Source organism: Shewanella sp. GutDb-MelDb (genome assembly GCF_002836075.1).
Classification (GTDB): Bacteria; Pseudomonadota; Gammaproteobacteria; order Enterobacterales; family Shewanellaceae; genus Shewanella.
This window is the reverse complement of sequence record NZ_PJBM01000178.1, coordinates 1-12650: the sequence shown is the minus strand read 5'-3', so window position 1 is coordinate 12650 and position 12650 is coordinate 1. Positions and strand designations below refer to the sequence as shown.

Annotated in this window: 14 protein-coding genes; 12 read left to right on the top strand and 2 right to left on the bottom strand. The window is 42.4% G+C overall.

Annotated elements, in window-relative coordinates; translation table 11 throughout:
- Positions 1-500 precede the first annotated feature (500 nt).
- From CXF82_RS08975 to CXF82_RS08950, 6 genes are read left to right on the top strand one after another with little or no spacing between them, the layout of a single operon-like run.
- Positions 501-1283: a DUF3450 domain-containing protein gene (locus tag CXF82_RS08975; protein ID WP_101093567.1), complete on the top strand. Its 783-nt coding sequence runs from the start codon at positions 501-503 to the stop codon at positions 1281-1283.
- A complete protein-coding gene (locus CXF82_RS08970) occupies positions 1283-2638 on the top strand; it encodes a MotA/TolQ/ExbB proton channel family protein (RefSeq protein ID WP_101093566.1) in 1356 nt (451 codons plus the stop codon). Before CXF82_RS08975 ends, CXF82_RS08970 begins: the two co-directional genes overlap by 1 nt.
- Entirely contained in the window at positions 2638-3162 is a 525-nt protein-coding gene (locus CXF82_RS08965) for a MotA/TolQ/ExbB proton channel family protein (RefSeq protein WP_101093565.1), read from the top strand. Before CXF82_RS08970 ends, CXF82_RS08965 begins: the two co-directional genes overlap by 1 nt.
- Before the next feature lie 13 nt (positions 3163-3175).
- A complete protein-coding gene (locus CXF82_RS08960; RefSeq protein WP_101093564.1) occupies positions 3176-3580 on the top strand; it encodes an ExbD/TolR family protein in 405 nt (134 codons plus the stop codon).
- A gap of 1 nt (position 3581) precedes the next feature.
- On the top strand, positions 3582-4202 hold the full coding sequence (locus CXF82_RS08955; protein ID WP_102039630.1) for an energy transducer TonB: 621 nt from the start codon (positions 3582-3584) through the stop codon (positions 4200-4202).
- 2 nt (positions 4203-4204) lie between these two features.
- Positions 4205-5452: a tetratricopeptide repeat protein gene (locus CXF82_RS08950; protein WP_102039629.1), complete on the top strand. Its 1248-nt coding sequence runs from the start codon at positions 4205-4207 to the stop codon at positions 5450-5452.
- Between the two features lie 76 nt (positions 5453-5528).
- On the opposite strand, the gene CXF82_RS08945 is transcribed toward CXF82_RS08950, so the two are convergent.
- Positions 5529-6041, bottom strand: a complete 513-nt coding sequence (locus CXF82_RS08945; protein ID WP_101093561.1) for a diguanylate cyclase domain-containing protein — start codon at positions 6039-6041, stop codon at positions 5529-5531.
- A gap of 75 nt (positions 6042-6116) precedes the next feature.
- On the opposite strand from CXF82_RS08945, the gene CXF82_RS08940 reads away from it, so the two are divergent.
- The 6 genes from CXF82_RS08940 to CXF82_RS08915 all read left to right on the top strand — a co-directional run bounded on the left by CXF82_RS08940 (position 6117) and on the right by CXF82_RS08915 (position 11712).
- Positions 6117-7940, top strand: coding sequence for a DUF885 domain-containing protein (locus CXF82_RS08940; protein ID WP_102039628.1), 1824 nt, complete (start codon positions 6117-6119; stop codon positions 7938-7940).
- 107 nt (positions 7941-8047) lie between these two features.
- A complete protein-coding gene (locus CXF82_RS08935) occupies positions 8048-8326 on the top strand; it encodes a peptidylprolyl isomerase (RefSeq protein ID WP_101093559.1) in 279 nt (92 codons plus the stop codon).
- 36 nt (positions 8327-8362) lie between these two features.
- A complete protein-coding gene (locus tag CXF82_RS08930; RefSeq protein WP_101093558.1) occupies positions 8363-8896 on the top strand; it encodes a GNAT family N-acetyltransferase in 534 nt (177 codons plus the stop codon).
- Positions 8897-8975: 79 nt separating this feature from the next.
- Positions 8976-9221: an RNA-binding S4 domain-containing protein gene (locus tag CXF82_RS08925; RefSeq protein ID WP_180961101.1), complete on the top strand. Its 246-nt coding sequence runs from the start codon at positions 8976-8978 to the stop codon at positions 9219-9221.
- Between the two features lie 9 nt (positions 9222-9230).
- A complete protein-coding gene (locus CXF82_RS08920; RefSeq protein ID WP_101093557.1) occupies positions 9231-9617 on the top strand; it encodes a ribonuclease E inhibitor RraB in 387 nt (128 codons plus the stop codon).
- Between the two features lie 127 nt (positions 9618-9744).
- Positions 9745-11712: an NERD domain-containing protein kinase family protein gene (locus tag CXF82_RS08915; RefSeq protein ID WP_102044047.1), complete on the top strand. Its 1968-nt coding sequence runs from the start codon at positions 9745-9747 to the stop codon at positions 11710-11712.
- Between the two features lie 27 nt (positions 11713-11739).
- On the opposite strand, the gene gcvA is transcribed toward CXF82_RS08915, so the two are convergent.
- Entirely contained in the window at positions 11740-12630 is an 891-nt protein-coding gene (gene gcvA / locus CXF82_RS08910) for a transcriptional regulator GcvA (protein WP_101093555.1), read from the bottom strand.
- Positions 12631-12650: the final 20 nt, after the last annotated feature.

Here is a 12650-nt window from a genome sequence, read left to right as displayed (position 1 = left end):
GACAGTGAAGAAGATAAGATTAAAGTTAGTAAATTGAGTCATATCTATTACGTTTTGTCATAAATTTATAGAGAGTAAATGAATTATTTTACTCTTAAGATTTTGAATGGTTAATGAAATGTTAAATCTGCGGGTTGATGGTTTTTGCAATTTTACTTATAGATATCAATTACTAATAAATACTTGTTGTATGTTTCAGTATAAAGCATGTTACGCGACACTATACATATTTGTTCGAAAAAGTCCCTTCTGCTTGTTTTCTATCCTCAAAGCTCGGTTTGTAGCAGTTTTAGGACATTTCAAATGTTGACATAGGTCAACATTTTGTGGAATGATGCTAGCGGGTCTACACCCTCGAAGGTGTAGTAAAGGGAAGATAATAATTAACAATCACAATAGTAAGACGAGCTTAGGCACTGGGAACTAAAGTAAAATAAGCAGACGCACCCTGTTGTCGATAAGTTAAAGCTTTTTTAATCACTTCAAATTGGTTGGGAACTATGTCCAAGGTAAGCAATAAAACAAAAATCGCTACAGCGCTCATTGGCGCATTAGCCTTAGCAGGCAGCAACTTAGTGATTGCAGATCCTCTTTCTGACGCTCAGAAAGCAGACAGTAAAATTCACACTGAAGCTGCAACGTCTCAGAAAAAAGTTGATAAGTATTTTGACCAAGCTCAGGACATGTTGTTCGAGTACGGTTCAGTTGCTGATGAACGTGAATCACTAAAATCTTATAACGATTATGTAGCGGGCTTGGTTGCGGACCAAGAAGCTACCATGAAATCTATTCAAGGTGACATCAACGGCGTTGATTCATTACGTCAGGGCGTAGTGCCATTGATGTTCAAAATGGTTGATGCACTAGAGCAATTTGTTGCTCTCGATCTACCGTTTAATCTGGAAACACGTGTAGCACGAGTGAACAATCTTAAGACGCTACTTAATAGCGCTGAAGTCACATTGGCTGAAAAGTATCGCCTCATTCTTGATGCATACTCAATTGAACGTGAGTACGGTACTTCTCTTGCGGTTAAAACAGGTCAACTTAAGCTAGACGGTAAAGAGGTACTAGTAGACTTTTTCAACTTCGGTCGTGTATCACTATACGCAATGAGCTTGGATCAGAAGTCTGCGTGGATGTTTAACGGAGAAACCAAAGGTTGGGACCAGTTAGAAGATAGTAATCTTCGCGAGCTCACCAAAGGTATCCGTATTGCTCGTAAACAGGGCGCACCAGATCTATTCTCGTTACCAATTCCTGCTGCGGAGGCTGCACAATAATGAAGAAGTTAATTACTACAGCAATCGTTGCTGCAAGCCTGTTATTTACCGCTGGTTTCGCAAGTGCTGCAGATGCACCTAAAACAATTGACCAACTGCTTAATCAAGTAAAGGTTGATCGTGCTAATGCATCTAAGACAAACGCGAAGCGTGAGCAAGAGTTTAAGAATGAGCGTGGCGATAAAGCTGCATTGCTAAAGCGTGAAAAAAACGCACTAGCAACAGAGCGTCAACGTGGTAAAGATTTGAATCAAGCGTTTTTGGATAACGAGCGTAAAATCGGTCAGTTAGAAGAAGACTTAAAAACAGCTCAGGGTGACTTGGGTGAAATGTTTGGTGTTGTTAAAGGTGATGCTGGTGATTTCGCTGGTAAGCTAGCTGGATCTAACATTTCTGCACAGTATCCTGGTCGCGAAGTATTCATCGCTGATCTTGGTGCTCGTAAGCAACTTCCAAAAATTGATGAGCTAGAACGTTTCTGGGAAGAGCAGCTGTTTGAAATGGCTGAGTCTGGAAAAGTTGTTAATTTTGAAGGTTCTGTTACTGCCATTGATGGTAGCGTGCATAACACAATGATTACTCGTATTGGTGCATACAACCTTCTAGCTGATGGCAAGTACGTTGTATTTAACTCTGATCTAAGCCTAATCCAAGAGCTTTCACAGCAACCTGGTGGTTATCAAGTTAAATCAGCAGCTGCTTTTCAAGAAGCGACTTCTGGTACTGCTAACCTTTATATTGACCCTGTTCGCGGTGTTCTATTAAACATCTTTACCCAAAAAGCAACTATAGAAGAGCGTATTGAAGCGGGTGGAACCATTGGTTACATCATTATCGCGCTACTTATACTTGGTGGCATGATCTCTATCGAGCGTCTTATTACGCTAGGTATTGTTGGCGCTAAAGTTAAGGCTCAACGCAAGAATATAGATAACCCAGGTAATAACGCATTAGGTCGTGTACTTAAAGCATACCAGGACAACAAAGATGTTGATGTTGAAACGCTAGAGCTGAAACTTGATGAAGCAATTCTAAAAGAAACGCCAGCGCTTGAAACACGTATCTCTATCATCAAGGTTCTAGCAGCTATCGCTCCTATGATGGGTCTACTGGGTACAGTAACCGGTATGATTGCAACTTTCCAAAGCATTCAATTGTTTGGTACGGGCGATCCTAAGTTAATGGCTGGTGGTATCTCTATGGCATTGATGACAACGGTTCAAGGTCTAGTTGCGGCGCTACCGCTGATGCTTATGCATGCGATTGTTATTGCACGTAGTAAGTCAATCGTACAAGTTCTAGAAGAGCAAAGTGCGGGTATTGTTGCTTCACACGCAGAGAAGAGGAAAGCCTAATGTTATTCCTGATGGATATCTGGGATTCCGTCAGGGGCTTCATGGCCGCCGGAGGAGACATCCTCTGGTTAGTGGCAGGTGTATTGTTTGTCATGTGGGTATTGATGCTTGAGCGCTACTGGTATCTCAATTGGATATCACCAAAAGAGCACTCAGCAATCATTAGCGCATGGGAAGCACGAGAGGATTCAACCTCTTGGTATGCACACCGCATCCGTGAAGCTTGGGTATCCCAAGCGAAGCAAGATTTAACGGCACGTATGCTGCTTATCAAAACCTTAGTTGCAATCTGTCCTATGATAGGTCTGCTAGGTACCGTAACCGGTATGATATCAGTATTCGATGTGATGGCAGTTCATGGAACGAGTAATGCTCGTATGATGGCAGCTGGTATTTCAATGGCAACCATGCCGACAATGGCAGGAATGGTTGCAGCGTTATCGGGAGTCTTTTTTAGTACTCGCCTTGACGCAAAAATGAAAATCAGTTTAGCGAAGCTAAAAGACAGCATGCCGCACCACTAGAGAGAGATTGAACATGGCACGTAGAAAGCATTCAAGCGTAGACGAAGAAGCAGAGATTGATATGACACCGATGCTCGACATCGTGTTTATCATGCTGATCTTCTTTATTGTAACAACCTCGTTTGTAAAGCCATCAGGTCTTGACTATAACAAGCCTGAAGCGTCACAAGCGACTAAGAAGCCTTCTGCTAACATCTTTATTGGTGTGAGCAAGACAGGTGTCATCATGATGGAAAACCGTCAAGTTGATATCGAACGTGTAACTGCAAACGTTGAACGTATGCTTGCAGAAGCACCAGAGGCAGCGGTATTAATTCAAGCAGACCAAGACGCTAAACATGGTTTAGTGGTTAAGGTTCTGGATAACGTTAAAGCTGCGGGTATCGATAAGATATCTGTGTCGGCGGGGAAAGACTAGTATGCTGAGAGGAATAGTATCATTCATTATTGGTGGTGCTGTGACTTTTGCTTTGTTTGTCTTCATGGCCTTTTTGGTAGGTGGCGGTCCAACCCGCCACGATGCCTCGACAGAATCACCTGTCATTGAAATAACCATGAACAAAGACGATGCATCAGCGCAGAAAAAGCCAAGGGTTAAGCCTAAACCGCCTACGCCCCCAGAGCAGCCGCCAAAGCCGGACGTAACACCGCCCGATAACTCATCTGACATCGACACTAACATGTCATTTAACATGGGTGGAGTTGATGCCGGTGGTGCTAACACTGGATTTAAACTAGGTAATATGATGACGCGCGATGGTGATGCTACGCCAATCGTACGAATCGAACCTCAGTATCCAATAGCAGCAGCACGTGATGGCAAAGAGGGTTGGGTTCAGCTTAGCTTTACCATTAACACATTAGGTGGTGTTGAAGACGTTAAAGTCATCAAGTCTAACCCTAAGCGTATTTTCGATAAAGCAGCTCGTAGAGCCCTGAAAAAGTGGAAATACAAGCCTAGAATTATCGATGGTAAAGCGCAACGTGTTCCAGGCCAAACGGTTCAATTGGATTTCACTTTTGATAAGGGAGGAAAGTAGGTATGAGTAAAGTAACTTCTATCGCTGCTGCCTTAATGCTTTGTCTTGGGGGAAGTCTGGTTATTGTTCCTGCTGTTTCTGCAGCAGAAAAATGCCCGATTGAACAGCGTAAATCTAAGGCCGTAGGCCAAAGTGCGGCTAAAAAAGTACAGAAGTCATTCAAAGCATATACTGAAGGCGATATAGACGAAGCTATAGCGATATTGTTGGAAGTAAATGCTAAAAATAGTTTCGATAAAGCTTATGTTGCTCGTATGCTAGGTAACTTCTACGCCGAAAAAGGGCAAATGAAAACGGCGGTTAAGTATTTAAAAGCAGCCGTTGAGTCGAATATTCTCGGTGGTGTTGATCATGCTCAAACTCTAAGACTTTATGCTGATCTCTTAATTCAAGAGAAAAACTTTAAAGAATCTATTCCAGCTTATTACAGCTGGATGGAGTTTACTTGTAAGGAAGATGCAGGCGTATATCGTCGTATAGGTATTGCGTATTCTGAACAAAAGCAGTGGGACAAAGTTCTTGAAGTTGCAGATAAAGGTCTAGGAATCGTTGACAAGCCCGATAAAGGTTTGTATCAAATGAAGCTGACGGCTTACTTTAACCAAAAGAAATACAAAGAAGCCGTAAAAGTCCTCGAGACAATGGTGCCTTTGTTCCAAGACGATAAACGTCTATGGGTTCAGCTCGCTCAGTTCTATTTGATGACAGAGGAGTTTACAAAATCCTTGGCCACTTATGACTTAGCGTATATGAATGGATTCTTGGAGACTCCGGGTAACATTCAACGTTTAACGCAGTTGTTGGCACAAAATGGTTCGCCATACCGTGCTGCTCAAATCTATGCTAAGCATTTGAAGTCTGGTTTAGTGAAGGAAGATCAAAAAACCCTCGCTATCTTGGCAGGTTTCTATCATAACTCGAAAGAGTTTAAAGAAGCTGCTGCGACTTACGGCAAAGCGGCCGCGATAAACAATGACGGTAAGCTTTACCTTCGTCAAGGACGTGTCTTGTCTTTGGATGGTAAAAGTAAGCCTGCAATCGCAGCCCTTAAAAAAGCACTTGATGCTGGCGTAAAGAACCCAGGAGAAGCTCAGTTTGAGCTTGCTTTATCTTATCTCAACCTGAAGCAGTATAAGAGCGCATATAAGTATGCGAATCTTGCAGCTAAAGATAAGAAAACAGCAAGAGCGGCTAAGAGTTACCTGTCATATATCAAAGAAAAAGCGCGCGTTCATAACGTAACACTTTAATTTTTTGATATCGAAAAAGCCTCTTTTTAAGAGGCTTTTTTTATGGGTGCTAAACAAGCATAGTGATAGTTTTAAATTAGCTTCGTAGATGAATCAGTGTTTCGTTAAAGGCACTGTTACTGCGCATTTTCATTGTTTGTTGTTCGACAGTCTCAAACAATGTTTCAAGGTAAACGTTCGCGCTCGGATAACAGATACAACCCGTTAGTTCATACGATATCTCAGAGTGGCTATTGGCTTGAAATGCTTGATTGAAATCGGCAATTTTATGTTCTAATCTATCGATTACAATTTTTGTACCCATCTCGTCAGTTTCAAAAATCCCCAACGCAAAAGACTGATTATCAAGTCTTGCTAGCAGATCACTGGTACGCATAAGTGCATCTTGGACTTGCTTCATGAATAATTCTAACAATTGAGGCTGGGAAATAGTTTCATGAATGTGCGGGCATAGATACAATAAGGCAAGACTTTGGTGGTCACGTATATGGCGATGCCATTCTCGATTGAATACTTCCATAAAATAGGTTTGGTTATACACACCTGTTTCAGGATCTCTAAAACCAGAATTACTAAAAGAGTAAATCATGAGCCACTCCTAATGAGACTTGTGGTTAAGTATAGAAAAGATCGCTCACTTACAGTGAATAAAAGGAAGATTAGAATGAAAAAGGCGATAGTCGCACTATCTATTAGCATGGTACTCGGTATGACGGGTTGCGGTGATAAAGCGAATACTCAATTAAATGAATCAGATGTAGATAAGAGCACGCAATTAAGCCAACAACAAACAGTGAAACAAGCTTATTTAGTATTGGTAGATAATTATTTTAAAGAGTATTTAGCGCTTGAACCTATTTATGCAACGTTCGTAGGCGTTAATGATTATAACGATAAATTTGGTGATGGGTTGTCTGACGAATACCTGACACAACGTCATAATTTGAATAAGCGTTATCTGAGTGACGTAAAAAAAATCGACCGTAGTAAACTGTCTAATGACTTAAAGCTAAGTTATGACATGTTTACCTACGACCGCAATGTCGCTATGGCGGATGAGACTTTTCCTAACCATTTTATGCCAATGAATCAGTTTTACAGCACCGTCATTAGCATGGTGCAGCTTGGTAGTGGCGAAAGTGCTCAACCTTTTCAAACCGTAGAAGATTACCGTAATTGGGAGAAACGTTTAAAAGGGTTCATCGAGTGGATGAAGATGGCGCAAGTGCGTATGAATGAAGGGATTGAGAGTAAGGTGGTGTTACCGAGAGTGTTAGTCGATCGCATCATTCCTCAATTGACGGCTCAATTAGTTTCAACCCCTGAAGATAGTCTGTTTTACACGCCAATAAGCTTAATGCCTGAGTCTTTCTCTGTCGCAGACAAAACAGCACTCACGATTGAATATAAGCAACTCATTACAGACGAGCTTTTACCTGGTTTAACAGGACTACGTGATTATTTCCAAAACACTTATCTAAAATCCGCTCGTGCAACTGACGGTTGGTGGGGCTTACCCAATGGCAAAATGTGGTACCAACACCTTGCTAACACTCATACTACAACGACGATGCCGGTAGATGAGATCCATAAAATTGGTTTAGACGAAGTTGCCCGTATATTGTCGGAGATGGATAAAGTACGCAAAGAAGTGGGTTTTAAAGGCGACTTAAAGGCTTTCTTTGCCTCACTTTCTTCAGAACCACAGTATTTCTTTGATGACCGTCAGGGGCTTATTGATGGTTATATGCAGCTTAAAGACAACATTAATGCTGTGTTGCCTAAGTACTTTAATATCATGCCAAAGGCAGATTATATCGTTAAGCCGGTCGAAAGTTTCAGAGAACAATCGGCAGCGGGTGCGTCGTACGAATCTCCAGCGGTTGACGGTTCACGGCCAGGGGTGTTTTACGTTAATACCTATAACCTTAAGGCGCAGCCAAAGTGGGGCATGACTACTTTATCACTGCATGAAGCCGCACCTGGTCATCACTTTCAGATTTCGATTAAGCAAGAGTTGACCGGAGTGCCTGAGTTCCAGCGCTTTGGTAACTACACTGCATTCGAAGAGGGTTGGGCATTATACGCTGAAAACTTAGGTATCGAGATGGGGCTATTTACTGATCCGTATCAGTACTTTGGAAAGTTATCAGACGAAATGTTACGTGCTATGCGTTTGGTGGTGGATACAGGGCTACACGCAAAAGGTTGGACTCGTGAGCAAGCAATACAATATATGAAAGATAACTCGCCCATGGCTGAGTCTGACATTATTGCTGAAGTCGAACGTTATATGGCGATACCAGGACAAGCCTTGTCTTATAAAATTGGTCAGTTAAAAATATTGTCATTGCGTGCACAAGCTGAAAAAGCGCTAGGTGATAAGTTTGACTTACGCGCTTTCCATGATCAAATATTGACGTCAGGCTCACTGCCTATGGAAGTGATGGAACTGAAAATTAATGACTGGATAGCGTCACAACAATAGAATATGTAACTGATAAACCCGCTGGAATGTCCGCTAATATTTGGGATATACTAGCGGGGTTTAATTTTGCCAAGCAGGCAATTATTTTAATTTATAGGAGTTAATCCATGGTACAAGCAACAGCAAGACATCTACTAGTAGATACAGAGCAGCAGTGTGAAGAGCTAAAACAACAGATCCTTGGTGGTGCTGATTTTGGTGATGTCGCTAAAGCAAACTCGTCTTGCCCATCTTCTGCCCAAGGTGGTGATTTAGGTTCATTTGGACCCGGTATGATGGTTAAAGAGTTTGATGAAGTGGTATTTAACGCGCCTTTGAACGAAGTTCAAGGTCCTGTTAAAACACAGTTCGGTTACCACTTGTTAGAGGTGACGAGCAGAGGCTAATCCGCCTGCTGTTTAGTTGTCTATAAAGGATAAGGCATGCTCGAGCTGTATACCGACAGACTTAGGTTAAGAACCGTTATCGCCAGCGATTGGGATGATTTTTTATACACTAATTCATGTGAAATATTGAATCAATACGTTCGTATTCCTCAGTCTGAATCGGTAATACGTCAAAAGTTCGAGCGTGTACTCATCCCCAATAACTTTAAAGAAGACCAACAGTTATCTTTAGTTATTGAAGCCGTACACAGTAAACGTTTTGTTGGTTTTGTGAGCTTACATAATGTAAGCCAAATTCTTGGGCAGTTAGAAGTAGGCTATATGCTGCATGATAACGCGCAAGGAAAAGGTTATGCCACTGAAGCTTTGCAAGGGTTGATTGATTGGGCATGTATTTCATTTATGCCACATAAATTTATCGCCCATTGTGCTGATCTTAATATAGCGTCAACAAAAGTACTCGAAAAGTGCCATTTTCTACAAGAAGGTTTGTTACGTCATAACTGGAAAGTGGGTGATGAATGGCTAGATGAACGATTTTATGGCCTACTTGTGGCAGAAAGAGTTTAGTCACGCTATAAAGCGTGCGCTCGCTTGATGATTTGAGTGTTATAATGCCAGTAGTTTAGTAAATTTAAGGCGAATTAAAGTGAGTTCAGATACTCCAACGCTGACATTAAAGTCAGGCGAAGAATATATCGAGTTATACAAAGTATTAAAAGTCCAAGGAATGATAAGCGGTGGCGGAGAAGCTAAGCATATTATTTCGGAAGGAAAAGTGACGGTTAACGGTGAAGTTGAGACCCGTAAACGTAAAAAAGTCATTGCGGGTGAAGTTGTCAGCTTTAATGACGAATCAGTTCAGATTATTGCAGCGTCCGAAGAAAGCGAGTAGAGGATTAATATGCAGTTTCCAGATGATGATAACGGCAAAATGCTACAAGCAATGGCCGATGCAGGTATCGATCTATCGGTTGCACTTGATGTCGACTTCTTTTTGGTTTTTGAAGACCAACGTGATGCTGAGACAGCAACTGAAGAGTTAGGCAAGTCAGATCTAGAAGGCGAAATTGAGCTTCTCTTAAATGATGAATCAGGTAAGTGGGAACTTATCGTATGCCTCAATATGGTTCCTGACTACAACACCATTGTAGAGCAAGAACTTAGCTTGCATGAGTTTGCTCAAGAGTTTGGCGGCGTAACTGACGGGTGGGGCGTAATGCAGAACCAAGAAGGTGACGACGACTTTGCTGATGAAGACCATGAATGCAGTGATGATTGTAAACACTAATGAGTGTTAAACATCAGCTCTGAAAATGAGTTTTGAAATAAGCCACTTTATTAGTGGCTTTTTTGTGTCCAGACGTTGAGAATGTTAAAAGGAAAAATAAAAATAATTGCCACAGAGGGAGAAAAGAATGGCAAGAATGATAAGTTTTGGAACGCCGGTAAATGATGCTGAACGTTGGGCATTTTCATTGCTCGCTGATGAACTTCCAGAAGATTATATTTTACTCACCAATGTTGAGATCCCCACTAAATCTGGTCAGGCAATGGAAGTTGATGCACTCGTTATTGGCGAGTGGGGCGTTTACGTTGTTGACGTTAAAGGCTATATCGGCCGATTAGACGCTGGTCTGCACGCTTGGTCTCTTGATGGACGTGAAGTCGACAATAGCCTAGCTAAGGCTAACTACGTTGCTCGTGTCTTAGCGGGTAACGTCAAGCATAAGATCCCTGTTGGTGTTTATGCCCCTTGGTGCCAAGGCATGGTGTTTATTACTGGCCGTAAAGGGGAAGAGATTGAACTTGAAAAGCAGCAAGGCTCTTTGAGTATCTATACTCCAAAACAGATTGTCGCAGCGCTAACCACAGAGTGGGGACTGACTGCACCTAGAAAGCATCAAGTGACGAATACCCAAAAAGAGCTGGTGCTTGAAACCATTGGCCAAGTCGCCATCGTTGAGCAACGTAATAACAAAATCCAAGATTTCACCAAACTCAAATGTCTATTTATTCAAAGTGGATTAGAAGTCTGGCAGGCGGAGTATAACCCGGGTGAGTGGACCGCTCCTTGGCTGTTAAAAGTATTAATCCCTACTCAGTTTGACGATAGCAGCCAATCTGAAACCCATGAAGCTCAACTTAGAACTGAATTTCAACGCCTACAAGCGTTGTCTGGCTGCAGTGGTGTGCCCTATTGTGCGCCATTAATACAAGACGGCGAGCAACTCGTTTTGCCTATTCGTATGCCGCGTGGTGTGCCGCTTAATGTGCTTGAGTCGGAGCTGATGACCACTTATCAGCTGCTAGAAATACTGCGTCGCAGTGTGTCAGGCTTACAACAGATCCATCGTCGCGGCTTTACCGTCAGTGGCTGGACGAGCAACTGTATTTTTGTATCAGACATGGGTGATGTCGAATTCATCGATATCAAAAACACACTGAGTGTTAACAACGATATCAAAGCCTATGCACAAGGGTTCTTAGCGATCGCTGAGCAGACTAAGCAACCTCGAGTCTATCAATGGTATCGCGCCGCTGTTGCGGGTGAAACCAATGACTTAGATGCATTGCGCTGCGATCTCTCTGCATTGATCGACCAAGGTGTTTGCGATACGGTGCCTGAAAAAATTGAGATCACTAAAGGCGCCGTTATTGATCATCATTTTGAGTTGGAGCAATTTATTGCAGCCACTAAGACAAGTCAATTCTGGCGGGCAAAACAGCTGCAGGGACAATATCAGTGCGGTATATCAATCTATAGCAGTGTCGAAGCCAATTGGTCTATGCTCAGTAACACTTATCGGAGTTTAGCTAAACTTTTTCACCCCCATATAGAAAAAGTCCTCGCCTTCGGCCAACTGCCGCAAAGTGAAGAGCTGTTTATTGCTCGAGCGTGGGAGTATGGCGTCTCCATAGATGAGTTACCGGCAATTGAGTTGGGTCAGCCTATTAAATGGTTTACCCAGCTGCTTACGGGCTTGCAGTATATGCATCAAATGGATATCTACCATGGGGCTATTTGTCCTAAAAATATCATCTGTAACCCCAATAAAGCGATTCTGGTGAACTTTGGTATTGGCCTAGATATCGCCGCGAGTCATTACGCAAGCCAATATGCGGATCCCACGCTGTGGGATGTTGAAGGGCAAGCTGAGAAAGATCTTTATGGACTGGTGGCCAGCTTTGTTGATGCATTGGCTCCCGATAATGTAAAAGGTGATTTGGGGCAAGCAGGTATTATCCAAGCCCTAGAAGCCTTCGATAGACAATGGTTTGGAGAGGCTCTTTTTGATGCCTGTCTTAAAGTGTTGCGCTTTGAGATCGCTGTCGAGCCTGGTCTCAGTTACTTAGAACTGTTCGACATCGCAGAGTTACAGTGATAACACATTGGTAAAATAGCCAATTTGTTACGTCTCTCTATAGGGGCTAAAGAGTTCGAGTAACCAATCAATAAAGGCTTGTACTTTTAATGATAGGTTGCTCGATTTAGGCGTTAAGAGGTAGTAGCTGTATGGGCTCGTGAATTTCGCCACAAAAGGGATCACTAGCGTGCCACTTTTAAGCTCATCTTCAATAAAAAAACGTGGAATAAGGGCCACGCCCATACCACTTACAGCCGCTTGGCTGAGCATGTAAAAGTGTTCTACACCAAACTTGTTTTTTGTTGTTAGCTTAATCCCCACATCTTCAGCCCAAAGCTGCCAAAGATCAGGCCGGGTGGTATGTTTAAGCAGTGTCATCTGGTTGATTGACTCCAGAGATGTTAACTGTTGGCTTAATTCTGGTGAGCACACAAGGCAAAGATCTTCATCCATTAACTTCATCACATTGACCCCTTTCGGAATAGAAGTGGCACTCCGTACTGCAATGTCATATTTAGCGCTACTGAAATCAACATCAAAGTCACCAATTGAGAGATCAACATAAAGATGTGGAAATCGAGATTTAAAATCCTCCATGCGTGGGATAAGCCAACTAATGGTTAAGCTAGGTAGCACGTTAATGGCCAAGGTTTGAGTGCGTAACGGATGATCAATTAGGTCGGCAGTAGCGTTATTAATCGTCTGTAATGCTGATTGAACATTAACAAAGTACCTCTCACCCTCATCGGTGAGTTTTAGGCTACGGTGCTGCCGAATAAACAATGGGGTACCCACATACTCCTCTAATATTCTAACCTGCTTACTGATAGCACCATGAGTCACAAATAGTTCTTTACTAGCAATTGTAAAGCTGAGTAATCGAGCTGCAGCTTCAAAGGCGCGTAGCGAGTTAAGTGGTGGAAGATGAGAGTACATTCGTTATGCCTTGTTTTACT